We start from the raw sequence: 24,454 nt of genomic DNA on the forward strand, positions 1-24,454 counted from the left end.
AGTTCGCGTTAACTGCGCTCCCCTGCGGGCGTTTTCAACAGAAAAACCTCCGGACGGCGCATGGCGCTAACAGGAAAGTCGAGAACTGCCCACAGTGTCTGCATTTAGCGCGCCATGTCGTTGCAGCTAAAAAACCGTAACGGGATGATATCGGCACGTACCGACATCAACTTTTGAAAGAAAATCACTGAAAGCGTTGATCTTTCATCTATTGGTTTGTTACGATGCCATTATGAGCATTGTTGTTTTGGCACCTCATTCATTTTTCCGGCGTCGTTTTATCGATAGGCCTTGTCGCGATACACCGCATTTATTCAATCAAAGCATTGCATTCTGTCGGGATAACGATGCCAAATGGCACATAAGCGAATGACTGGTAATGGCAGTACCGGGTAAATTCGCATTCGGGTGAACTGTCAAAAAAGAGTGGGAGACTAAGAACATGAAGAAGCTACTTGCTTCAACTATATTGGCAGCTGGATTATTCGGTTATGCCGGATCAGCTTCAGCAGCCGAAGATTGCGGTACGGTTACAATCGCAAACATGAACTGGCAGTCAGCCGAAGCCTTGGCCAACCTCGACAAGATAATCTTGACCGAAGGCTATGGCTGCGATGCAGAGCTTGTTGCAGGCGACACTGTGCCGACCTTTACCTCCATGATCGAAAAAGGGCAGCCTGATATCGCACCGGAAGGCTGGTTGAATGCTGTTCGCGAGCCGCTTGAAAAAGCTGTCAAAGAGAACAAGCTGGTCTATGCAGCGCCAGCCATCACTGAAGGCGGCACTGAAAGCTGGTGGGTACCCAAATATTTTGCTGATGCTCATCCGGATATCAAGACCATCGCCGACGCGATGAAGCATCCGGAATTGTTCCCCTCGCCTGAAGACCCTAAAAAGGGAGCCGTCTATAATTGCCCATCAGGCTGGGCATGCCAGATCACGACCGCTAACTTTTATAAGGCTTATGAGGGCGACAAGAATGGTTTCACACTTGTCGACACAGGCTCAGCAGCCGGTCTTGATGGCTCGATAGCGAAAGCTTACGAACGCAAAGAGCCTTGGCTTGGCTACTACTGGGGTCCGACAGCCATTCTCGGCAAATATCCGATGGTAAAGTTGGACAATGGCGTTCCATGGGATGAAAAGGAATGGAACCGCTGCAATTCCATCGCAGATTGCCCGGATCCAAAACCAAATGGTTGGCCGATTGCTGACATTTACACGATCGTCACCAAAAAATTCTCTGAACGTGCTGGACCAGCCTTTGAGTACCTGAAAAAGCGTCAGATTTCGACCGAAGAAACAAACAAGCTTCTCGCGTGGATGGTCGACAATCAAGCCACTGGCGAAGACGGTGCTAAATATTACCTGCAGAACAACGAGGCAACCTGGACGAAGTGGGTTTCCCCTGAAGCTGCCGAGAAAATCAAGGCTGCAGTTAAATAGTTGAATTGCGGCGGAGCAAGCTCCGCCGCAAGCAATCTTAATCAGGTTGGATGCCTCAGCATTCAGCCAGCAAGGTCGTATGAAAAAGCCATGCTTTTTTTGACTTTAGAAGGGGTACCAACGCATGGATTGGTTCTACTCATTCCCGAACATGAATGATGAGACGCTGCGTAATTTGAAAAAAACGATGGATGAGGGCTTTAAGGCTTTCACGCGCGAATATGGCGACATCATTGAATCATTCTTTGAGCCCCTGCAGTACTTTCTGATTCAAGCAGAACGTTTCATGACAGGCACGCCTTGGCCCATCATGGTACTGCTCATTGCAGGCATAGCCTGGCTTGCCAGCCGCAACTGGAAGATCGTGGCCGGAACAATCCTTACACTGCTTCTGATCGGCTATTTCGATATGTGGAGCGATGCGATGAAAACCATCGCAATGATCTTTGTTGGAACAGTCGTATCCATCGTCGTTGGCATCCCTATCGGCATTATCATGGCGCGATCCGACAGTTTCCAGAGGATCGTTAATCCAATACTTGACGTGATGCAGACAATGCCGAGCTTCGTATACCTGATACCGGTGGTCATGCTGCTCGGTATTGGCAAAGTTCCTGGACTTATCGCTGTGGTGATTTACGCCATCCCGCCAATGATCCGCCTGACTAATCTGGGTATCCGGCTTGTGGATAAGGACGTGTTGGAAGCTGCCGATGCATTCGGTTCATCGAGCTGGCAGCGCCTGAAAAACGTACAGATCCCCCTCGCCCTTCCAACCATCATGGCTGGCATTAATCAAACGATCATGATGGCGCTCGCCATGGTGGTCATTGCTTCAATGATTGGCGTGCAGGGACTTGGGCAACCGGTGCTGCGTTCTGTCAATGGACAGTTCTTCTCCCTTGGTCTTTTCAACGGCCTTGCCATTGTCGGCATTGCCATCATCTTCGACCGCGTTAGTCAGGCCTATGGCAAGCGTCTTCAAAAACATCAGGAGGTCGTCCATGGCTGATCAAACAATTCAAGGCGCGGGAATCAAGATCAAGAATCTTTACAAGATTTTTGGCTCGCGCGGATCTGCATATGTCGAGGCCGTAAAAAACGGCATGACCAAAACAGAGCTCAACGAGAAGCATCACCACGTGCTTGGCCTCCGCGATATCAATATCGATATGCCCGCGGGTGGAATTCAGGTCGTTATGGGTCTATCCGGCTCTGGCAAATCCACTCTCATTCGCCACATCAACCGCCTGATTGATCCAACTGCCGGTGAAGTTATCATCGATGGTACGGACGTCTGCCAGATGAACGAAAGCGATTTGCGCCAATTTCGCCGGCACAAGACTGCGATGGTTTTCCAGAAGTTCGCACTGTTGCCCCACCGCACAGTTCTTGACAACACCGTCTACGGCTTGGAAATCCAAGGCATTTCCCGCGATAAACAGGAAGAACAGGCGCGCCGTTGGATTGAACGGGTCGGCCTCAAAGGCTTTGAGGACAACTACCCGAACCAACTTTCCGGTGGTATGCAGCAACGTGTCGGGCTTGCACGTGCGCTGACAAACGATGCGCCAATCCTGCTTATGGACGAAGCATTTTCAGCACTTGATCCGCTGATCCGCATGGACATGCAGTCTGTCCTTCTGGATCTCCAAAAGGAGATCAAGAAGACCATCGTTTTCATCACGCATGATCTTGATGAAGCGCTTCGCCTGGGTGACCGTATTGCCATTTTGAGAGATGGCGAGGTTATTCAGCAAGGGACAGGACAGGACATCGTTCTTCAGCCTGCCGATGAATATATCTCCAGCTTCGTCAAGGAAGTTAATCGCGGACGCGTGATCATGGTGGACACCATTGCGACAACTACCGGCGGTCCCGCAGATGCGGGCCATGTCTCGGTTGCCAGCGGGACTACCCTGGAAGAAGCCGCCAAAACCATGACCGACGCAAACCAACAATACGCTACCGTGGTTGACGAAAATGGTAAGTCGCTGGGCGTTCTGAGCATGAATAGTCTTATTCAGGCAATGGTTACACCGATCAGTCATCTGACCGCCGCTGCTGCCGAATAATAGGCTTACAAAGGATCGCTCTGTTAAGCACAGCGCTCCTTATCAGCATCGAATGTCGTTTACTTTGCCCAAGGAGTCGCTCACGCCACGCATCCTTTTTTCACCTCTGGCGATAGTGATCCTATCGCCCTTCAAGGGTGTCATAGAGGGCATGCATTATGAGCGAACCTGCGATTGAAATCGAAAACACTGGTTCATCGCGAGATCATGGTAGACGCGGAGGCCGATCCCGCCCACGCAGCATTGAAAGCGGCGCTTTCGACCAGCCGCCCCCTCGTCAGCTTAAAATTCCCCTGACACCGACCAAAGTGGTCTCCGATGATGAGCTGGAATCGATACACAATGCTTCGCTGAGAGTCTTGCAAGAGATTGGCGTTGACGTTCTGCATGATGGCGCCCGGGACATCATGAAGCAGGCCGGTGCTGACGTGCGCCCCGGCACTGCACGCGTCCATTTCGACAGGGATATGATCCTTGAATATGTGGGACATGCGCCATCCGAATTCACACTTCACGCGCGCAATCCGGCGCATAATGTCCGTTTTGGCGGCAATAACCTTATTTTTGCACAAATGGGTTCAGCACCAAATTGTTCTGATACAGACAGTGGCAGGCGCTCGGGCAATCAAGCGGATTTCCGCAATTTCCTCAAACTGGCGCAGATGCATAATATCATCAATGCGACGGGTGGTTATCCGGTCGAACCCATTGATATCCATCCGTCTGTGCGACACCTGGAATGCATCCGCGATCTTGCGACGCTCACAGATAAACCATTCCATATTTATTCGCTCGGTAAGGAACGCAATGAAGACGGAATAGAGATTGCACGGATCGCCCGTGGCATCAGCCGTGAACAATTACAGGAGGAAGCCTCCTGCTACACGATTATCAATACCAACTCCCCGCTTAAACTGGATATCCCGATGATGGAAGGCATTATCCAGATGTCTGGTAACGGTCAGATCGTTATTGTAACACCGTTCACACTTGCCGGAGCAATGGCTCCGGTTACCATTGCCGGCGCATTGGTGCAGCAAAATGCAGAAGCATTAGCGGGAATTTCTTTCACTCAAATGGTCAAGAAGGGCGCTCCTGTCGGCTATGGAGGATTTACCTCCAATGTCGATATGAAATCCGGAGCTCCTGCCTTCGGTACACCTGAATACATGAAAGCGCAGATGGTCGGCGGCCAACTGGCCCGCCGCTACGGCATTCCTTATCGCACCTCCAATGTTTGCGCGGCCAATACGGTCGATGCACAGGCAGCCTATGAGTCGGTTTTTTCGCTTTGGGGAGCCATTCAAGGCGGCGCGAATTTCATGCTGCATTCAGCAGGCTGGCTCGAGGGCGGGTTGTGCTGCTCCTACGAAAAAATGATCCTGGATTTCGACCTCTTGCAAATGGTGGCGGAATTTCTGACCCCGCTTGATCTGTCTGACGATGCGCTTGGCGTCGAAGCTATGCGCGATGTTGGACCCGGTGGACATTTCTTTGGCACGGCGCACACGCAATCGCGCTACAAAACAGCCTTCTATGCTCCAATCATCTCTGATTGGCGCAATTACGAGAGTTGGCAGGAAGCTGGATCCCCCACAGCGATCGAGCGCGCAAACCGGGTCTGGAAAGAGCGGCTCGCAACCTATGTCAAACCTACGATCAACCCGGCTATCGAAGAAGAAATTGATGCTTTCGTAGCCAAACGAAAGTCTGAAGGCGGCGCTCCAACCGACTTCTAATTGGCTGACTCAGTTTCTCAACATCTTGAATCATATTTATACCCAAGAGGCTTAATTGCATGAAATCGCACGTTAAAGCAGTTGTCATCGGCGGCGGCGTTGTCGGATGTTCAGTCCTTTACCATCTTGCTCGTGCTGGCTGGACTGATGTCTTGCTGATCGAGCGCTCAGAGTTAACATCGGGTTCCTCATGGCATGCTGCCGGCGGCTTTCACACACTTAATGGCGATCCAAATGTAGCCAAGCTGCAGGCTTATACGGTCAGCCTTTACAAGGAAATTGAAGAGCTTTCCGGTCAATCATGCGGCTTGCATTTAACTGGCGGCGTCATGATGGCCGACAGCCCGGAACGCATGGACTTTTTGCGGCTAGCGCATGCACGAGGACGCTACCTTGGCATGGATACCGAACTGATCACACCGTCCGAAGCCAAAGCCATGTTCCCGTTAATGGACGAAAGCAACTTTGTCGGCGCCATGTGGGATCCGGTCGAGGGTCATCTTGATCCATCTGGAACAACACACGCCTATGCCAAGGCTGCACGCAAACTCGGAGCTGAAATATCGCTGCGTAATCGCGTCGTCGAATTAACGCAGGAGGTTGATGGCACATGGAACGTGATTACCGAGCAAGGAACGGTAAAAGCCGAACATGTCGTTAATTGCGGCGGTCTTTGGGCCCGTGAAGTGGGTCGTATGGTCGGACTGGAACTGCCCGTTCTCGCCATGGAACATATGTATCTCCTGACCGAAGATGTTCCGGAGGTCATGGAATTCAACCAGAGTACCGGTCGCGAGCTCATTGGCGTCATGGATTTCAAAGGTGAAATCTATACGCGGCAGGAACGCAATGGCATTCTGCTTGGCACCTATGAAAAGGCCGCGAAGCCATGGTCCCCGGTCAATACGCCTTGGGATTTTGGTCACGAGCTGCTTGCGCCGGATATTGATCGTATCGCCCCTTCCTTGGAAGTCGGGTTCAAGCATTTTCCAGGCATTGAAAAGGCTGGAATAAAACAAATTATCAATGGGCCGTTCACTTTTGCACCAGACGGCAATCCCCTGGTGGGGCCTGTCCCTGGACTGACCAATTATTGGACCGCATGTGCTGTCATGGCCGGTTTCAGTCAGGGCGGTGGCGTTGGTCTGGCACTCTCCAACTGGATGGTGCATGGCGAGCCCGGATTTGATGTTTGGGGTATGGATGTCGCTCGGTTCGGTGAATGGGCAACCTTGCGTTATACCAACGCCAAGGTTCGCGAGAATTATTCTCGCCGTTTTTCCATACGATTTCCCAACGAAGAGCTACCAGCCGCGCGGCCTCAACAAACCACACCGCTCTATGAAACGATGCTCTCGCAAAATGCCGTGATGGGTGATTCCTGGGGTCTGGAAACACCGCTCTGGTTTGCACCCAAAGGCACAGAAGCGAAGGACATCGTTTCCTACCACCGCTCCAACGATTTCGAGCATATTGGCAAAGAGGTGCGGGCAACGCGTGAGCGTGTAGGCGTTACCGAAATTGCCAACTTCGCTAAGTACGAGGTTACAGGCATCGGAGCGGAAGCCTTTCTTTCCCGGTTGATGACCAACACAATGCCGAAAAAGGGACGCCTTGTCCTGACACCGATGCTCAATCACGAAGGCAAGCTTATCGGCGACTTTACGATTGCAAAGGCAGATGACGAGCGCTTTGTTATATGGGGATCATCAGCGGCACAGCGTTATCACATGCGCTGGTTCCAAAAGCAGCAGCCAAAAGACGGTTCCGTTACTATTCATCGTTTTGATCAAACATTGGTCGGCTTGTCGATTGCAGGGCCGAAAGCACGCGATGTTCTCGCCAAACTTGTTGATGAAGATGTGTCCAATGCTGCGTTTCGCTTTATGGATTATCGGGAGATGGCCGTTGGGGGAGCGCCATGCAGGGTAAACCGCATTTCCTATACGGGCGATCTTGGCTACGAAATATGGATGGAACCAGCCTATCAAAGGCTGGTCTACAAGGCGATCAAGGATGCTGGCGCTGAATATGATATTGTCGATTTCGGTATGCGCGCCCTGCTCTCCATGCGGCTCGAAAAGAATTTCCCGACATGGTATCGCGAATTGCGGCCGATCTACGGTCCCTATGAGGGTTCAATGGATCGCTTCGTCAAGCTCTCCAAGAATGATTTCATTGGCAGGGAAATGGCAATGCGAGAAAAAGCAGACTTCGATGCTGGTACCAGCACGAAGTTACGCCGTGTCTCGCTTATCATTGATGTACCATCAAGTGATGATGCAGCAGATGTCATGGGCGATGAACCCATTTGGGCAAAAGTCGCCAAGGATTACGGTGTCGTTCAGGCCAGCCATGGCGTCGGTGCTCCGCGCTTCAATAAGGAAGGTGAAGTTGTCGCCAATGCTGGAGACATTGGTGCCGTGCAAGGCGAATGGCGTGTGGTTGGCTGGGTAACATCCGGCGGCTATGCTCACTATGTAGGGCATTCCATGGCACAGGGATATGTGCCTGCAGAACTTGCTGCAAATGAGGACCTGGGCTTGTTCGAAGTGGAAATCCTTGGACGCCGGAGAGCCGCCCGGATCAATATCGAACCACCATTCGACCCATCAGGTGAAAAGATGCGCGGGTAATTCCCGCGATGAAATGAAAGGCAGGCCTTTGCGCCTGCCTGTCCAGCCAACAACGACAAGAGCACTGGCCGCCTCGTCATAGCGCTGGGCCAACTCCCATGATTTGCAATCTATGGCAGCAACGTCCGCACGACCGGTTGCTACGGCCTTAATAGATTTCCGGTGCCCACCCGTTTCGGAATGACTAATGAAGAGACCTAGTGTCTCGCCCAAAGCCTCAAGGTCGCGCTTCAGAGAAAGATATCCAGACATGGAATCGGGGCTGTTAAATGCGAGACGTTTTTGCCTGATTGTATCCAAAGGCAGATCGGGCTTTCCGTCGGGGGGAGCAGCTATGGCAACACCCTCACCGCGCCTCATTACAATCGGACTGGAATAAAACGCTTCCTTGCCGCCTTCTGTGCCGGAGTAGTCGTCCTGTCCCACAAGCCGGACATGTGGTTGTAGCCCGAGCTCCATCGGTCCCCAACAGGTCTGCGCCAATAAAAGAGCGGGATGACGCCAAAGCGTGGGAAGATCGAGTTCATCTGGCGGCAACGTCGCCGGGTCTGGGGCGATAATATTGCCCGCAGCATCTCTAATGCCCCCCGGGACCGCAGGCAGGTCGGCGTTGCGTCTTGTCAGGTGATCCGGTGCATCAAAGCCTTCTGTGCGAAGAATGCCACGCAGGAGGGACCATTGCGCATCCACTTCTGCGCGTCGTTCCGGCCAATCATACATCGGCAAAGCCGCCACCAGAGTCATGGGCTATACTTAATCTTTCGGTGGCTCTGCGGGAATAGGCAAAGTTGAACCGCCCTGCATACTGATGCCATGACGCCGGGGACGAAAAGCCCGTGCTGTCGCAGGCTCACGTCTTAGCACGGGATGGACAACCTCTTGCTTCTTGCGGAATGCATAGGCGCGCAGAATTTCAAAATAGTTACGAAATACGTAGCCGCCATTCATCCGCTGCCATTCATCTCGTTGTTCATCATAGATTTGCGGCAGATCATACCAAGGTGCGGTGGGGCGCTTATGATGAACAAAATGCAGATTATTATTGAGAAAAAGCAGCGCCAATGGAGATTTCTCGACAATTATCGTCCGCCCATCAGGGCGCTCTGACCATTGATGTTCGCAATAGGTACGGATGGCGATGATTGATAATCCCCAATAAGCCGCGGTGAGCGTATAAATCCAGAGGGGAATATCAAACAAAGCCCAGACGACAACAAGCATGGGAATGAGACCAAGCAAGTGCAAAACCCATGCATTGCGTGTCTTACGTTCCCCGCCAGAGACGAGCTTGAACTCGCTTATAAGGAACCCGGCAACCATTAATGCAGGGCCAATTATAACCCGGCCGACAAGCGTATTGTTCCAGTTCAGCAAGATTTTCAAAGGCTTTGGCAGTTTTTTCCAATCACCTAGCGCGCGAAAATAGCTTTCCGGGTCATCATAAGGGTCGGTCAAGCGCTCATCAGCATGGTGTTTGAGATGCAGGTGCTTATAGCGCCTGAACGGGTAGAACATTCCAAGTGGTACGGAGACGAGCAGCTCGTTAATTGTCCCATTGCGTGTTGGATGACCGTGCAAGGCTTCATGTTGCAGTGACGAATGAAACGCGACTGCTAGGGCCATCAGCAAAAGCGCCAAAATCGGCATTGAGGGATAAAGATAAAGCCCTGCAAAAATCCAAAGCCCGTAACACAACACCATCAAACCAATAGTCGGCCATTCAATACGGTGCCGTTTGTGATTTGCGGATGAATGAGAGGTATGTCGTTCTGATTCCATGTTTTTCATGGTCTCACTGTCAGGAACTGTCAGCAATGATACAATTGTGACTAGGTGTTGATTTTGCGCACCAAATAATGCATTTGTTGTACATTATAAACAAATAGTGATGGCCAGATGGATAAGCGAGATCTTTCGCGCCTGTTTCAAACGCGGATAAAAAGCCTTCTCAATCGTAGCGGCGAGAATCAATCGGCATTCGCTCAATCGGTTGGAATAGACCGTTCTGCGCTGTCACAGCTCTTATCTGGCCAGTCAACGCGGCTCCCCAGGGTTGAAACCTTGCTCAATATTGCTGAGCGACATTCGGTTTCCCTGGATTGGCTGCTGGGCCTTAGTCAAGATGAAGGGATTACCGGCGAGCTACGCCCAAGCATGGAGATTGAGGAAGGGCCGGATAATTTCGAGCGCACTCTTCTGGTCCGCTGGCATGCTGAAGCAACCGGTAGCAAGATTCGCTATGTGCCAGCGCGTATTCCGGATTTGCTGCGTACCCCTGCCGTCATCGCCTATGAAACATCCATGGTTCATCGCGATCCGGCGGCGCAAATGATCGAAACGGCCTTTCGTCTCGATTATAACCGCCAACCCGGTACAGACATGGAAGTCTGCATGCCGTTCCAAACTTTGAATGATTTTGCGTCCGGCAACGGAATCTGGAGCGAATTGACCAAGGACGTTCGCGCTGAGCAACTTGGACATATGTCGTCGTTGCTGGAAGAACTTTACCCCTCCTTCCGTCTCTATCTGTTCGATGGGCGCGAGAAATTTTCCGTACCTTACACGGTTTTTGGACCTTACAGAGTCGCCCTGTTCGTTGGCGGTATGTACCTCGTCCTCAACACAACAGAATCTGTATTGACGATGCAGCGTCACTTTGACGGTCTGATACGCGTAGCGAAGGTCAACGCACACGAAGTCGCCGACTATGTTTCGTCCCTGATAATAAAATAGCCAGAGCGTCGGGCCTTGTCGCATATGGGAATTGACCACATATAAAGATTTCTTTATATCAGCATATCATACAATTAAAGGACAACTTCGATGAACCGTGCGAACCCGCTTGCCGAACTGATTGCTGAAAAGGGTGTGCTATTGGCTGACGGCGCTACCGGCACCAATCTTTTTGCTGCAGGTCTTGAAGCAGGTGAAGCACCGGAGCTTTGGAACGAAGCGCAACCTGAAAAAATAATCGCATTACACCAGGGCTTCGTGGATGCGGGTGCCGATATTATCTTGACCAACTCGTTTGGCGGCACGCGCCACCGCCTTAAACTGCACCATGCTCAAGATCGCGTTTTCGAGTTGAATAAGGCAGCGGCCGAATTGGCTCGAGGCGTTGCCGACAAGGCAAATCGGAAAGTTATTGTTGCAGGCTCAGTAGGCCCTACAGGTGAGTTGCTGGTTCCGCTTGGCGCTCTCACCGAAGAAGATGCGGTTGCTGCGTTCACAGAACAATTGGAAGGCTTGAAGGCTGGTGGCGTCGATGTTGCCTGGATCGAGACAATGTCTGCGCCCGGTGAAATTCGCGCAGCAGCGGAGGCAGCAGTCAAAGTCGGTCTTCCTTATGTCTATACGGGCTCCTTTGATACGGCCGGCAAGACTATGATGGGCCTGCCACCCAAGGAAATTCATGGCGTAGTAGACGGTTTGGCAGAACGTCCAGTCGCGGTTGGCGCCAATTGCGGCGTCGGTGCCTCGGATATATTGGCATCCCTGCTCGATATGAGCGAGGCCGATCCGTCAGCCACTATTGTAATCAAGGGAAATTGCGGCATTCCGGAATTTCGCGGCGCCGAGATTTATTATTCCGGCACACCTGAACTCATGTCCGACTATGCCCATATGGCAATTAACGGCGGTGCGAAAATCATCGGTGGGTGCTGCGGTACGTCATTCGAACATCTGGCAGCCATGCGCAAAGCGCTCGATAGCCATACACATGGACCACGGCCAACGGTGGAAGAAATTGTTGAAGTCATAGGGCCGATGCGCAACAAGCTCGCTGCCCATGCCGACAACACCCCCAAACGCGAGCGTCGTGGGCGGCGCGGTTAGAGCCTACGCAAACGCGGCCATGTGAAAGCGCTGCTGATCGGATACATATACGTGTTCCCGTCCAACGGGGCATGCCAGCCTCGCTTTGCATCCTCTATCCATGCATTCGAAACCCTCAGTCCAAAGGTGGTCCCGGCAGCGATCCACCGCAAAGCCGATCCCGTCAAAAGCTTGAACAGGACAGGCTGATAGACACGGTTTATTCAAACAGACATCACATGGATGAATGGTTGGAGACAGTTGCGAAGGCTCGAGAGCGCTATCAAACAGTAACGCACCTCTAAACGCCTGCCACAGTCCATATTGGGGATGAATCAGCAACCCGAGCGGAGAAGCGGAAAGCCCTTCAGCGCGCTTTGCCCACTCCTGGAATGGCTGATACGGCTGGTCGGAAGGGAAAACGGCAAAGGCCCCCACACGCGTGGCGACTTTGTTTAGTATTTCCTTTGACCAACTATCCAGCGGATCAGCCATATTTGACTGCAACTGCCGCCATTGACCGAAGTGCGGCCATATGGTCGAGCCGAAATGCCCGATCATTACCGCACTTTTGAAATCGGTATGTTCACCAAGGCTCGGCGCCGGTGTCTTGGCATCAAACATAAAACTACCGCGCGGAACAAGGCCAAAAGGCCTTAGTTCCGCAGCAATCCAATCCAACTTCATGTCAGCAGTCATTGCCAGACAACCTACCCCTTCACTGCCGAGGCCCAGACGTCTTTATGGATAAAATCGGCCACTTTAGCCCGGCCGTCTTCGGGCTTCTTTCAGGTGAATGCGTCGGGCATCGATGCCTTTTTCTTGGCAATAAACTCTTTGAGCGATTCATCGATTGCCGGATCAAGATACGGCGCCTCGTAAGTCTCCAGCCAACGGCGGGCAAGTTCGTTGGCGCGCTGGTCGGCACGCTTTTCTCCCTCAGCAAGCCATTGCTCATAGGAATTGTTGTCAGCAATGTTCGAACGATAAAAGGCTGTTTGGAAATTGGCCTGTGTATGGTCGCAGCCGAGATAGTGACTGCCGGGCCCAACCTGCCTGATGGCATCCATAGCTTGGCCGTTTTCGGAAAGATCGACGCCTTCGGCGATTTTCTGGGCCATGCCGAGCTGGTCAATATCCATCATAAACTTCTCGTAAGAGGATACTAATCCGCCTTCGAGCCAACCAGCGGCGTGCAGCACAAAGTTTGTACCCGCCAGCAGCGTCGAATTCAAAGTGTTTGCACTTTCATAGGCCGCCTGAGCATCGGAAACCTTTGATGCGCAAAGCGAACCACCCGTGCGGAACGGCAATCCGAGCCGGCGTGCAAGTTGCGCAGCGCCGTATGACACAAGCGATGGCTCAGGAGTGCCAAATGTCGGTGCTCCCGATTGCATGGAGATAGATGAAGCAAAAGTACCGAAAATGACCGGAGCGCCTGGACGAATCAACTGAGTAAACGACGCCCCCGCCAGAACCTCGGCCAGAACCTGCGTCAACGTCCCAGCCACGGTAACCGGGCTCATTGCGCCCGCAAGAATGAATGGCGTGACGATGCAGGCCTGATTGTTGCGTGCATATACTTTCAATGCGCCCAACATCGTCTCATCGAAAACCATCGGTGAATTTGCGTTGATAAGGCTGGTCAGCACTGTGTTCTGGTCAAGATAATCATCACCAAACACAAGTTTGCACATGGAAATTGTATCTTCAGCCCGCTCGGGTGCAGTGACAGATCCCATAAATGGTTTGTCGGAATATTTGATATGAGCATAGATCATATCAAGATGGCGCTTGTTTACAGGCACATCCACCGGCTCACAGACTGTACCGCCCGAGTGATGGATCGAGGGGGCCATATAGGCGAGCTTCACGAAATTCTGAAAGTCGGCAATGGTCGCATAGCGACGATTGCCGTCGAGGTCGCGAACGAAAGGCGGACCGTATACAGGGGCAAAAACTGTCGCTTTCCCACCAATCTGGACCGACCGCTCCGGATTGCGCGCATTTTGCGTATAAACTGAAGGCGCTGTTTTCAAAAGTGAGCGTGGCAAACCTTTTGGAAAATGGACCCGCTCGCCTTTGACATCAGCGCCAGCCTCTTTCCACAGTGCGAGGGCCTCTGCGTCATCGCGAAACTCAATACCGATCTCTTCCAGCACTGTGTCAGCATTGGCTTCGATAATCGCCAAGCCTTCCTCGTCCAGTACCTCATAGGTATTTATCTTGCGGGTAATATAAGTCAGTGATTTTCCAGGCCCGCCACCAGACCGTGCGGCACGGCGCGCGGCAGCTCCAGCCCCTGCGCCACGACCGCGGCGAACACCACCGCCTGTTTCCGCCTCAGCGGAAGCATCAACTGACGTATCCTCACTCATTTTCTTATCTCCTCAGCGCTTCGTGAGCGCAGGCTTTTCCTTCAACAGACCAAATCCTAACCGCATAGCCTGCAAGAGCGTTTCCGTGTGCGGCACCCGGTGGCGCATCGGAGACAACCAACAGTCGTTTTCGTCATTTACGAGGTCGCATTTAAGCAATGTGTTTTCAGCAACTTGCCCGATATGATAGAGAAACGCCAGAACCCTTGTTCACATCTGCATGAGGCGCGAAAGGAAGCATAGAAATGGCCGACGATGAAATCATTCTTTCGGAGCTTTCAGACGAAGAACTCGTCGAGCAAATGCACGATGATCTGTATGACGGCCTCAAGGAAGAGATCGAAGAAGGCACAAACATTCTGCTTGAACGCGGTTGGGTGCCCTATAGGGTCCTGACTGAAGCGCTGGTGGAGGGAATGCGTATCGTCGGCGAAGATTTCCGCGATGGTATCCTCTTCGTGCCGGAAGTTTTGCTGTCAGCCAATGCGATGAAAGCAGGCATGTTCATCCTCCGCCCTCTCCTTGCTGCAACCGGCGCGCCCAAGCAGGGCAAGCTGGTAATTGGCACTGTTAAGGGTGACATTCATGATATTGGCAAGAATCTCGTTGGCATGATGATGGAAGGCGCAGGGTTTGATGTGATTGACCTGGGCATCAATAATCCCGTTGAAAATTATCTGGCGGCCATTGAAGAGCACAAACCCGATATCCTTGGCATGTCGGCGCTTTTGACCACGACAATGCCGTATATGAAGGTCGTCATCGACACGATGAAGGAAAAAGGCATTCGGGACGACTATGTGATACTCGTCGGCGGTGCACCGCTTAATGAAGAGTTCGGCAAAGCAGTCGGCGCGGATGCCTATTGCCGTGATGCGGCCGTTGCCGTTGAAACTGCGAAATCATACATGAAGCGCAAACATAATCAGATGTCGGGCGCATAATTACGAAACGGCCGCATGATAATGCAGCCGCTCGTTCTCAGTAAAATGGGAGAAAGCGCCATATTGGCGCTTTAATTATTGAGCAGAATTCGCGACGCGGTGGCCTGCGTTCTGAGTTGCATTTACAGTATTTGCGGCATCGGCACCCACGCCCCGAATGGTATTTGCGCAGCCCGCTAGTGTAACTACAGCAAGAATAGCTGCAATCGGAGCAAAGTGTGATAGTTTCATGGAAATGTCTCCCGTTCTGATAAATTAAATCCAACGTTCGCATAACGCGATGGAGCAACATCGGTTCCATGAATGTTAGCCGAAACCACACAATTCAACCGGAGCCTGTACGGGTCATTGCTTGCGGAATGATTGCACGCGAAGTGCTTGCCATTCGCGAACAGTTTGGCCTCGATCATTTACAGTTGATATGCCTGCCGGCGGAGTATCACCACTACCCTGACAAAATAGCGCCATCTGTTGATCAAGCCATTCAAAAAGCCAAGGCCGACGGTATAACAAACATCTTCATCGGTTATGCTGACTGCGGAACGGGCGGTTTGCTGGATCGGGTATGCGAAAAGCACGGTGTGGAACGGATTGCTGGCCCTCACTGCTTTTCATTCTATGCGGGTAACGACCTCTTTGCCGCGCAATGGGATGATGACATGACATCATTTTTCATGACAGATTTTCTTGCCCGCCATTTTGACGCCTTCATGGTCAAACCCTTGGGATTGGATCGCCATCCGGAATTGCGGGACATCTATTTCGGCAACTACAAGAAGATGGTCTATATGGCACAAACAGACAATCCGGAACTGAGCGTAAAAGCTGAAAAAGCCGCAGAGTTCTTAGGATTGGCTTACGAGCGTCGGCTTACCGGCTATGGCGACCTGGTACCTGCACTGAAAGCGGCAGCCGGTCACTGAACGGCTTGCCTCCCCCAATGTCAGCGAGTTTAATTTCTCTTTGTTTTTTGATTCCAACAGGAATTTTCCATGCGATTTCCCATTTTGACAGTTCTTCTGATCTGCATCGCACATTCTGCTTTTGCGGATGGGACCATCAACAAAATCATCACGGCTTCAGACAAAGTTCGTCTCGCCTCGCATGAAACAACCAAAGCGCAGGCGTTGAGCGAAGCAAGAAAAGGCGGAGAACCGGCAGATATAGCCAAACTCAACGATATTCTTGCCGCGCCCACTCTCGGATTTGGTGAGAATTTTGACATGACCGGCAACTGGCAATGCCGCACAATAAAGCTTGGGAAAACCACGCCGCTGGTAATTTACAGCTGGTTCAAATGTCGTGTCACCGATGATGGATCCGGTTGGATGCTGGAAAAGATAAGCGGATCGCAGCGTACCAAAGGTCGCTTCTTCACTGATAGTGACACAAGGCTGATCTATTTGGGAAGTGGCTTTATTGCTGGTGAAAAGCCGAAAAAATATGGTTCTGGCGCTGATACTGACGAGGTAGGTTATGCCTACCGAATGTCAACGAACTCGTTCCGGATTGAGTTTCCCTCACCAGCGCTCGAGTCAATTTTGGATGTTCTGGAATTAAAACGTTAAGCCCTTTCGTCATTGCAATGTCACCAAGCTCACGCCATATGCGTCGAAAGCACAAGCAAGACGAGAACATGACTGCTACTCAAGCAAACCATAAACCAAGTCCTGAGGACCACATAGAAGAGATGCAAGCGGACAACGATCCGCGGCCTCTCTCTCAGGTTTTCAAGGATTTATCTCTTTCCGTTACCGCTCCTGTTTCATTCACCGAACTGGAGGACGCATTTACAGATCGCAGTTTTGCTGCGCTGTTGACGTTCTTTGCCATCTTGAACCTGCTGCCACTGCCCCCTGGCACTGGAATAGTCACAGGTATCCCCCTTGTGCTTGTGTCGGTTCAAATGGTCATGGGACGGGATTCCGTTTGGCTGCCCTCTTTTCTGCGCACAAAGTCAATTTCGCCTGAACGTTTCAGGCAGGTTTCCGACAAGATTGTGCCCAGGCTCCAATGGCTCGAGCGCTTTATAAAACCACGCAACTGGCCGTTTGGTCGGAAACAAGGCGACCGCTTGCTCGGTGCTTTTACTACTATTCTCGGCATGTCAGTCGTATTGCCGATGCCGCTTTCAAACTGGCTCCCAGCGCTCGCAACTGCAATTATCGGAATTGCCTTATGTGAACGCGATGGGCGACTATTGTTTGCAGGGCTTACAATAGGTGTTGTCTCAATTGCGATTGTCGCTGGTTTTGCCTTCGTCGCTGCCAGCGTTATTACCTATGCAGCGAGTTTTTGGCCCTTCTAAAATAAGTTGTCGCAAAAATAGCACCACGGTACGTCGCATTTGAGTGCCCGTGCGTCGTGAGATAGCTAGCTTAGCCCAATATTTTCCGGCACAAGGAACGTTGTCGGAGGACCTTTTGCATGGCTGATCTCATTGTCGTTTATTGGCGGGATATACCCGCCCAAGTGACCGTCAAAAAAGGCCGCCAGGCAGCAAAGCGTGAACTCCCCATTCGTTTTACTGAAGCTATCGACATGTGCGCGATGCGCATAGGTGCCAAAGATTCTGACGCTTATCTGGCCGAATGGCGTCGCGGCACGCCGGTGCCTGTCAGTGACGATCTTGAAACTGAGGCTGATACGGCCCTCGCCCGTATTGACAATGATTATGACCGGGAACGCCTTGTGGCGCTTGTAAAGGCAGGTGGACATGACAATTCATGAATTGAGAGCGAAGCCAATGACAAAAATCGCAGCATCAATCGAAGTCGCAGCGCGCCAGGCTATCGAATCCCAAGACCTTCCGGGCCTTTTCCCGGCCGGTACGCGTGTTTATATCACTGACATGGGCAGCGATAGCGTTGATACGCTCACAGCGGCTGCAAAGCGCGTTCATGATCTTGGATATAAGCCTGTTCCACATTTCGCTTCGCGTCGCCTTTCGACAAAAGCTGCCTTGGAAACCCGCATTCAACGCGCTGCGCAGGAAGCTGGCGTCACAGATGTCCTCGTCATTGGCGGCGGTCTTGAGCGTCAGGCCGGTGAATTTTCTTCCACAATGCAGGTTCTTGAAACCGGCTTTTTTGATAAATATGGCATTACGGAAATGGGTGTTGCCGGTCATCCGGAAGGAAGCCCTGAGTTTTCCGAAGCTGTTGCTTTGGAGGCGCTTCGCCTCAAGAAGAATTTCGGTGAACGCACCGGTGCTCGTATTCGGGTAGTCACCCAGTTTGGTTTTGATGCTGATCGCTTTATCCGTTATTCGGAATCGCTGCGCGAGCATGGCGTGGATTTGCCAGTCCATCTGGGCGTCGCAGGCCCCGCAAAAATCACAACGCTGATTAAATATGCTGCAATGTGTGGTGTAGGTAATTCAATCAGCTTCTTAAAGAAGAATGCGCTTTCGCTAACTGCGCTCGCGACAAGCCATTCTCCGGAGGGTGTAGTTGGCCCAATCGAGCAGCACGCGATTGCCAATCCGGCATCCGCGATCAAGCAGATACACGTGTTTCCGTTTGGTGGCCTGAAGAAATCATCCGAATGGCTGGTTGATCGTGGTTCATGGAACTTGAACGCTACACCCTACCTAGCAGTCAACTCAGCGGCCAATTAAGGATTTCTGCATGACCCGTACGATCGTTGCCTCGGCAACTAGAGAGATCATCATAGGTTTCGATCAGCCTTTTTGCGTAATCGGCGAGCGGATCAACCCTACCGGGCGCAAGAAGCTTGCCGCAGAGATGGTGGCTGGAAACTTCGATACTGTCATCAGGGATGCACTGGAACAGGTGGCCGCTGGCGCAACCATGTTGGATGTGAATGCCGGGGTAACAGCGGTGGATCCGAATGCTACGGAGCCTGATCTTCTGGTCAAGACACTTGAGATCGTACAGAATCTGGTTGACGTGCCGCTTTCCATAGACAGTTCGGTTACGGCAGCTATCGAAGCTGCGCTGCGTGTTGCCAAAGGTCGTCCATTGGTGAATTCAGTAACCGGTGAAGAGGAAAAACTAGAAGCCATTCTTCCGCTTATAAAGAAATATAATGTCCCGGTCGTAGCCATCTCGAACGACGAGACCGGCATTTCCATGGATCCGGACGTTCGCTTTGCGGTTGCCAAGAAGATCGTTCAACGTGCCGCTGATTTCGGCATTCCCGCCCACGACATTGTTGTCGATCCCCTGGTCATGCCCATCGGAGCCCTCGGCGATGCGGGACGTCAAGTATTTGCCCTGCTTCGCCGCCTGCGGGAAGAACTCAAGGTAAATACCACTTGCGGCCTGTCAAACATTTCGTTCGGTTTACCGCATCGTCATGGCATCAATGCCGGTTTCATTCCAATGGTCATCGGCGCTGGGATGACGTCGGCCATTATGAATCCATGCCGCCCACAGGAGATGGAAGCGGTGCACGCTGCCAATGTTCTCAACGGCACCGATGCCAATTGCACCTATTGGATCAAAAAATACCGTGACCACCAGCCAGCAGCGGCAGGTGCAACTGCGGGAATTTCTGTCCCTGCCGATTCATCCGGTGGTGGTCGTCGCCGTGGTGGACGAGATGCGCGACGCGGCGTCGCAAGCTAGCCGTTTGCGTCAGACGCTCGGCCCGGCATAGATAGGTGGAGGCTACACCCTGCCCTCCACCTAATGAGTTTTGGAGTACCGATCTTGAACGCACCCGTTAAAACACCTGAAAGCTCCGCCAGAGAAGCACTCGTGCTTTTCATGCCTTCAGGAAAGCGTGGTCGCTTTGCAGTTGGCACTCCTATCCTCGATGCAGCGCGTACTCTCGGCGTATATGTCGAAAGTGTTTGCGGCGGTCGCGGTATTTGCGGCCGTTGTCAGGTCGAAGTACAGGAGGGTCGCTTTGCCAAACATGGCATTACCTCCTCCAACGATCATATTTCGGAATTTGGCGCCAAAGAGCAACGATACGCGGAAAAGCGGGACCTCAAACAAGGCAGGCGCCTGTCCTGTTCGGCGACGATCCTTGGCGATCTTGTTGTCGACGTTCCGCAAGACGTTCAAGTCAATGCACAGGTCGTACGCAAAGAGGTCGATACACGCGTGATCGAGCGTAATCCCGCTATCCGCATGTGCTATGTCGAGGTTGAAGAGCCCGACATGCACAAACCGCTTGGCGATCTAGACCGACTGAAGGCTGCGCTCGAAAAGGAATGGGGCTTTCACAATATAGACGTCGACACCTATCTTCTCGCCGATGTTCAGAAGATACTTCGCAAGGGCGAATGGGGCGTCACTGCCGCTATCCACCATGATGAAGAGACATCCCGCCCAACCATGATCGGCTTGTGGCCTGGCCTCAAGAATGAAGCCTATGGCATTGCTTGTGATATAGGCTCCACGACGATTGCCATGCATCTGTCGTCGCTTCTTTCAGTTCGTACCATCGCGTCGGCGGGCACGTCCAATCCGCAAATCCGCTTCGGCGAAGACCTGATGAGCCGCGTCTCATATGTCATGATGAATCCGGACGGACGCGAAGGCATGACCACCGCCGTTCGTGGGGCGATAAATGAACTGATCGACAGGGTCTGCGCCGAAGGCGGAGTTGCCCGCGAAGATATTCTCGATGCAGTTTTCGTCGGCAATCCGATCATGCACCATCTTTTCCTCGGCATTGATCCGACAGAGCTAGGTGGAGCGCCATTTGCGCTGGCGGTTTCAGGCGCTGTGCATCTCAAGTCATCTGACATTGGCCTTCCGATGAATCCCGGAACCCGTGTTTACATGCTGCCATGTATCGCTGGGCACGTTGGCGCTGATGCTGCAGCCGCCACTCTGGCGGAAGGCCCGCATCGCCAAGAAGAGATGATGCTGCTGGTTGATGTTGGCACCAATGCCGAGATCGTTCTGGGAAATCGTCACCGCACAGTTGCGGCTTCATCGCCGACTGGTCCGGCCTTTGAAGGTGCAGAAATTTCTGGTGGTCAGCGTGCAGCACCCGGCGCCATTGAGAGGGTTCGCATAGATCCTGTAACTCTGGAGCCTCGCTTCCGGGTGATCGGCACAGAACAATGGTCCGACGAGCCGGGCTTTGATGACGCTGTGGCGGCAAGCGGTATTACCGGCATTTGCGGCTCGGCCATTATTGAAGTCGTTGCGGAGATGTATCTGTCTGGAATAATTTCCGAAGATGGCGTGATCGACGGTAACCTTGCTGCCAAATCACCACGCGTTATGGCAACTGGCCGCACGTTTTCCTACCTTTTGCATGAAGGTATGCCGACAATTACCATTACCCAGACAGATGTCCGAGCCATTCAGCTGGCAAAAGCGGCACTTTATGCCGGGGTCAAGTTGCTGATGGACAAGTTGGGCATTGATCACGTCGATCAAATACGGTTTGCCGGTGCCTTTGGCTCGTTTATCGATCCGAAATACGCCATGGTTCTCGGTCTGATCCCTGATTGCGATTTGGACAAGGTTCAAGCCGTGGGTAACGCGGCGGGTACCGGCGCACGCATGGCTCTGCTAAACCGTAACTATCGCCGCGAAATCGAGGACACTGTTACTCGCATCGAGAAAATTGAAACGGCTCTTGAACCGAAGTTCCAAGAACATTTCGTTTATGCAATGGCGATGCCTAATAAGGTCGATCCTTTCCCAAAACTGTCCAAAGCCGTTACCTTGCCTCCACGCAAAAATGTCAGCGAGGATGGCATTGCAGGTGACGCCACGCCGCGTCGCCGTTCACGTGAGGATCGCGCTGCCCGCCGATCACGTGATTAGCTTTGTTACTTTCGTAATTTCCGCTATCAAACAACCTCATATGAGTGATTCCGGAAATTACCACCTATGATAGCGTGTTTTGATATTGGTGGCTCAGCCATCAAGGGTGCGATAGCCTATTCGCCAGAAGATATTCGCCCTTTGTCCAAGGTTGCTACTCCCCTGCACGACTTCGATCTATTTGCCATGGCAATAGAAAAAATTGCAGCTGATGGCGGCGTGGCTCCGACAAGTCTGATATCTATATCAATCGCGGGAGTTGTCGACTCTGACACTGGCGTGATCACTTGTGCCAATATCCCATGTATAAATGGCCGCCGGTTGGTTGCGGACCTTAGTGAGAAACTGAAACGGCCAGTGCTTGTGGCGAACGATGCTGACTGTTTTGCATTGTCCGAAGCTGTCGTTGGTGCTGGACGCAATCATCGGGTTGTCTTCGGCATCATTCTGGGAACAGGAGTTGGCGGTGGCCTGGTTATAAACGGCAAAATTCACGAGGGGACTGGAGGTTTTGCAGGCGAATGGGGCCATGGTCCTGTTTCGGCGACACTTGCAGGCAACCCGCCCATTGCCATACCTCGTTATGCGTGCGGTTGCGGTCAGATTGGCTGCGTTGATGCAGTAGGAGCGGCTCGCGGCATGGAACGGCTCCATGCATATATTCACGGTGTTTCGCTTGCCAGCACAGAGATTATTGCAGCTTGGGATGCTGGTGACGAGGCAGCAGCTCGAACGATTGACGTTTATGTTGATATTGTAAGCGCACCATTGGCAATGACACTCAACATAGTCGGAGCCTCTATTGTACCAGTTGGCGGAGGACTCGCTAATTCCCGCTCCCTGATCGGCAAACTGGACGAAGCAGTTCGCCGCCGTATCTTAAGACGGACTGACAGGCCGCTGGTAATTCCGGCAGAACTTAAGATTGAACCCGGCTTGATCGGCGCTGGAGTTCTAGGATTGATGGAACTGCCTAAATGACTGTTTTACTTGAAGTTTGCGTGGATAGTCCTGAAGGGTTGGCAGCGGCAATAGAGGGTGGCGCTGACCGCGTGGAACTCTGTTCCGCACTCGAGCTCGGTGGCTTGACGCCAACTCCCGGCCTGATCGGTCAAGCTGCTGCCTCATCAATACCTATCTACGCGATGATCCGGCCCCGTCCAGGAAACTTCGTTTTCAACGAAACTGATGTCGATGCAATGCTTCGCGAAATCGATGTTATTCGTGCGAGCGGTCTTTCAGGTGTTGTTTTTGGCGCAAACCTGATCAGCGGCGAGTTGGATCACAAGACGCTTGGACGGCTAATCCGGCAATGCAGCGGACTGGGTGTTACGTTGCATCGTGCATTTGACCTCGTGCCAGACCTTGAAGATGCCATTAATATGGCAGTCGATCTCGGATTTGAAAGAATCCTCACCTCCGGACGCGCGCCAACTTCTCGCGAAGGTGTTGATGATCTGCAGCAAACGTTTGAGCTTGCTGACGGACGGATAAAAATCATGCCCGGATCGGGCGTCAACATCGACAATGCCGAGATGCTCCTTGATCGCATTCCCTTTGCAGAAATACATTCATCTTGCGCGGTTTCCCGGCCCATTGTCAGTGAATCGGCAAGGCGGCTTGGTTTTGAAACCGCCTCGCAAAAGCAGACTTGCCCGGATCTCGTTAGAGCTTTGAAAAACTATTGCCTCAGCAGGTAAGTTTGCCAGTACGTTCATACCCTTCGAAATAGACGCGAAGATGTTGAGCTACTGCTTTAATGTGGGCACCGGCATTCTTGGTGACGAGCATACCAAGCTTTGATTCACCAAGCTCGGGTAATCCGTGCTCTGGTCCAAGTTGAACCATATTGTCATCCAGAAGAAACTTCGAGAATGGTGCGACCGCTAAATCGGCAACGATGGCTGCGCGCTGGCCCATCGTATGTGCGCTCATATAAGCGACGCGATAATCGCGGCCCATGCTCTCCAATGCCTCAATGGCGTTGGCACGCCAGATGCAGCCCTCCTCCCACATCGACAACGGCAGTGGACTGCGTTCGTGGGCATTACCGCACTTGGCTCCGGCCCAGATAATCTTTTCAGTCATGAGAACTTCAATTTCATCATGCTTCGCCAATGTCTCATTGACATTGACCAAGGTCACGTCGAGACGCTGCTCATCAAGGCGCTTCCGTAGGTTGTTGCTCTGATCGATAACCACGTCGACTGTCACATCCGGGTGCGACTCAGCAAATCTCTTTAAGACAAACGGGAGCACTCTTTCTCCAACATCATCCGGTGCTCCAAGCCGCACAACACCAGAAACTGTCGGAGCAATAAATTTTGCAACTGTTTCGCGGTTCAGTGAGAGCATGCGCTTGGCATAACCCAGCAATATCTCGCCACTTGGTGTTAACTTTACTGATCGTGCGTCACGTTCCAACAGAACATGACCGAGCACCTCTTCCAGCTTCTTGATTTGCATCGAAACTGCGGAAGGGGTGCGGAAGACTGCATTGGCAGCGCTGGAAAAGCTGCCAGTTTCGGCAATCATTGCAAATGTGCGCAATACGTCCAGATCCAGGATCGGAATCGGGTGATGCATTGGTGCTGACATGTCACATCCTCACAGATCAATTTTTCTTAATTATACCATTCTCTAATTTCGTTTGATTGA

General features: G+C 52.2%; 23 protein-coding genes. 17 read left to right on the forward strand and 6 right to left on the reverse strand.

The annotated features are described in order from the left end of the window. Window positions 1-442 precede the first annotated feature (442 nt). The 5 genes from QFZ34_RS22810 to QFZ34_RS22830 all read left to right on the forward strand — a co-directional run bounded on the left by QFZ34_RS22810 (window position 443) and on the right by QFZ34_RS22830 (window position 7,897). Complete coding sequence (locus QFZ34_RS22810; RefSeq protein ID WP_115052666.1) at window positions 443-1,447, forward strand: ABC transporter substrate-binding protein; 1,005 nt, start codon at window positions 443-445, stop codon at window positions 1,445-1,447. Between the two features lie 124 nt (window positions 1,448-1,571). Beyond that, entirely contained in the window at window positions 1,572-2,459 is an 888-nt protein-coding gene (locus QFZ34_RS22815; protein WP_115052665.1) for an ABC transporter permease, read from the forward strand. 7 nt (window positions 2,460-2,466) lie between these two features. After that, entirely contained in the window at window positions 2,467-3,522 is a 1,056-nt protein-coding gene (locus QFZ34_RS22820; RefSeq protein WP_370878870.1) for a quaternary amine ABC transporter ATP-binding protein, read from the forward strand. A 158-nt stretch (window positions 3,523-3,680) separates the two neighbouring features. Then, the gene (locus QFZ34_RS22825; RefSeq protein WP_307285945.1) at window positions 3,681-5,261 is read left to right on the forward strand and encodes a trimethylamine methyltransferase family protein; all 1,581 of its coding nucleotides are present in this window, start codon (window positions 3,681-3,683) and stop codon (window positions 5,259-5,261) included. Window positions 5,262-5,320: 59 nt separating this feature from the next. After that, window positions 5,321-7,897: a GcvT family protein gene (locus QFZ34_RS22830; RefSeq protein WP_307285948.1), complete on the forward strand. Its 2,577-nt coding sequence runs from the start codon at window positions 5,321-5,323 to the stop codon at window positions 7,895-7,897. Here QFZ34_RS22830 and QFZ34_RS22835 read toward each other — a convergent pair. Together QFZ34_RS22835 and QFZ34_RS22840 are read right to left on the reverse strand one after the other, a co-directional pair. After that, the gene (locus QFZ34_RS22835; RefSeq protein WP_307285951.1) at window positions 7,874-8,641 is read right to left on the reverse strand and encodes a phosphate/phosphite/phosphonate ABC transporter substrate-binding protein; all 768 of its coding nucleotides are present in this window, start codon (window positions 8,639-8,641) and stop codon (window positions 7,874-7,876) included. The genes QFZ34_RS22830 and QFZ34_RS22835 overlap by 24 nt on opposite strands. Before the next feature lie 9 nt (window positions 8,642-8,650). Next, window positions 8,651-9,676 carry a fatty acid desaturase gene (locus tag QFZ34_RS22840; protein WP_307285954.1) on the reverse strand — a complete coding sequence of 342 codons (1,026 nt, stop codon included), beginning with the start codon at window positions 9,674-9,676 and terminating at the stop codon, window positions 8,651-8,653. 117 nt (window positions 9,677-9,793) lie between these two features. On the opposite strand from QFZ34_RS22840, the gene QFZ34_RS22845 reads away from it, so the two are divergent. After that, on the forward strand, window positions 9,794-10,630 hold the full coding sequence (locus tag QFZ34_RS22845) for a helix-turn-helix domain-containing protein (protein WP_115052659.1): 837 nt from the start codon (window positions 9,794-9,796) through the stop codon (window positions 10,628-10,630). 90 nt (window positions 10,631-10,720) lie between these two features. After that, on the forward strand, window positions 10,721-11,734 hold the full coding sequence (gene bmt, locus QFZ34_RS22850) for a betaine--homocysteine S-methyltransferase (protein ID WP_115052658.1): 1,014 nt from the start codon (window positions 10,721-10,723) through the stop codon (window positions 11,732-11,734). A gap of 3 nt (window positions 11,735-11,737) precedes the next feature. Here the strand turns inward: bmt and QFZ34_RS22855 are convergent, their stop codons facing one another. Both QFZ34_RS22855 and QFZ34_RS22860 read right to left on the reverse strand, forming a co-directional pair. Beyond that, the gene (locus QFZ34_RS22855) at window positions 11,738-12,412 is read right to left on the reverse strand and encodes a hypothetical protein (RefSeq protein WP_307285959.1); all 675 of its coding nucleotides are present in this window, start codon (window positions 12,410-12,412) and stop codon (window positions 11,738-11,740) included. A gap of 89 nt (window positions 12,413-12,501) precedes the next feature. After that, a complete protein-coding gene (locus QFZ34_RS22860; RefSeq protein ID WP_307285962.1) occupies window positions 12,502-14,091 on the reverse strand; it encodes a trimethylamine methyltransferase family protein in 1,590 nt (529 codons plus the stop codon). A 245-nt stretch (window positions 14,092-14,336) separates the two neighbouring features. Here QFZ34_RS22860 and QFZ34_RS22865 point away from each other — a divergent pair, with 245 nt between their 5' ends. Further along, on the forward strand, window positions 14,337-15,035 hold the full coding sequence (locus tag QFZ34_RS22865; protein ID WP_115052655.1) for a cobalamin B12-binding domain-containing protein: 699 nt from the start codon (window positions 14,337-14,339) through the stop codon (window positions 15,033-15,035). A gap of 75 nt (window positions 15,036-15,110) precedes the next feature. Here the strand turns inward: QFZ34_RS22865 and QFZ34_RS22870 are convergent, their stop codons facing one another. Then, a complete protein-coding gene (locus QFZ34_RS22870) occupies window positions 15,111-15,266 on the reverse strand; it encodes an entericidin domain-containing protein (protein WP_115052654.1) in 156 nt (51 codons plus the stop codon). Between the two features lie 68 nt (window positions 15,267-15,334). Between QFZ34_RS22870 and QFZ34_RS22875 the strand changes: the two genes are divergently transcribed. The 9 genes from QFZ34_RS22875 to QFZ34_RS22915 all read left to right on the forward strand — a co-directional run bounded on the left by QFZ34_RS22875 (window position 15,335) and on the right by QFZ34_RS22915 (window position 23,496). Further along, window positions 15,335-15,958, forward strand: coding sequence for a DUF1638 domain-containing protein (locus QFZ34_RS22875; RefSeq protein WP_307285967.1), 624 nt, complete (start codon window positions 15,335-15,337; stop codon window positions 15,956-15,958). Between the two features lie 69 nt (window positions 15,959-16,027). Next, the gene (locus tag QFZ34_RS22880; protein WP_307285970.1) at window positions 16,028-16,603 is read left to right on the forward strand and encodes a DUF4893 domain-containing protein; all 576 of its coding nucleotides are present in this window, start codon (window positions 16,028-16,030) and stop codon (window positions 16,601-16,603) included. A 68-nt stretch (window positions 16,604-16,671) separates the two neighbouring features. Beyond that, complete coding sequence (locus QFZ34_RS22885; protein ID WP_307285973.1) at window positions 16,672-17,343, forward strand: exopolysaccharide biosynthesis protein; 672 nt, start codon at window positions 16,672-16,674, stop codon at window positions 17,341-17,343. Window positions 17,344-17,462: 119 nt separating this feature from the next. Further along, on the forward strand, window positions 17,463-17,765 hold the full coding sequence (locus QFZ34_RS22890) for a virulence factor (protein ID WP_115052651.1): 303 nt from the start codon (window positions 17,463-17,465) through the stop codon (window positions 17,763-17,765). A gap of 16 nt (window positions 17,766-17,781) precedes the next feature. Further along, entirely contained in the window at window positions 17,782-18,654 is an 873-nt protein-coding gene (locus QFZ34_RS22895; RefSeq protein WP_307285977.1) for a methylenetetrahydrofolate reductase, read from the forward strand. A 10-nt stretch (window positions 18,655-18,664) separates the two neighbouring features. After that, window positions 18,665-19,627, forward strand: a complete 963-nt coding sequence (locus QFZ34_RS22900) for a methyltetrahydrofolate cobalamin methyltransferase (protein ID WP_115052650.1) — start codon at window positions 18,665-18,667, stop codon at window positions 19,625-19,627. Window positions 19,628-19,768: 141 nt separating this feature from the next. Beyond that, window positions 19,769-21,796 carry an ASKHA domain-containing protein gene (locus QFZ34_RS22905; protein WP_307286618.1) on the forward strand — a complete coding sequence of 676 codons (2,028 nt, stop codon included), beginning with the start codon at window positions 19,769-19,771 and terminating at the stop codon, window positions 21,794-21,796. Between the two features lie 66 nt (window positions 21,797-21,862). Then, the gene (locus tag QFZ34_RS22910) at window positions 21,863-22,777 is read left to right on the forward strand and encodes an ROK family protein (protein WP_307285982.1); all 915 of its coding nucleotides are present in this window, start codon (window positions 21,863-21,865) and stop codon (window positions 22,775-22,777) included. Further along, entirely contained in the window at window positions 22,774-23,496 is a 723-nt protein-coding gene (locus QFZ34_RS22915) for a copper homeostasis protein CutC (protein WP_307285985.1), read from the forward strand. Before QFZ34_RS22910 ends, QFZ34_RS22915 begins: the two co-directional genes overlap by 4 nt. On the opposite strand, the gene QFZ34_RS22920 is transcribed toward QFZ34_RS22915, so the two are convergent. Then, on the reverse strand, window positions 23,486-24,394 hold the full coding sequence (locus tag QFZ34_RS22920) for a LysR family transcriptional regulator (protein ID WP_115052646.1): 909 nt from the start codon (window positions 24,392-24,394) through the stop codon (window positions 23,486-23,488). The genes QFZ34_RS22915 and QFZ34_RS22920 overlap by 11 nt on opposite strands. Between the last annotated feature and the right edge of the window lie 60 nt (window positions 24,395-24,454).

The organism is Phyllobacterium ifriqiyense, assembly GCF_030817885.1.
Classification (GTDB): Bacteria; Pseudomonadota; Alphaproteobacteria; order Rhizobiales; family Rhizobiaceae; genus Phyllobacterium; species Phyllobacterium ifriqiyense.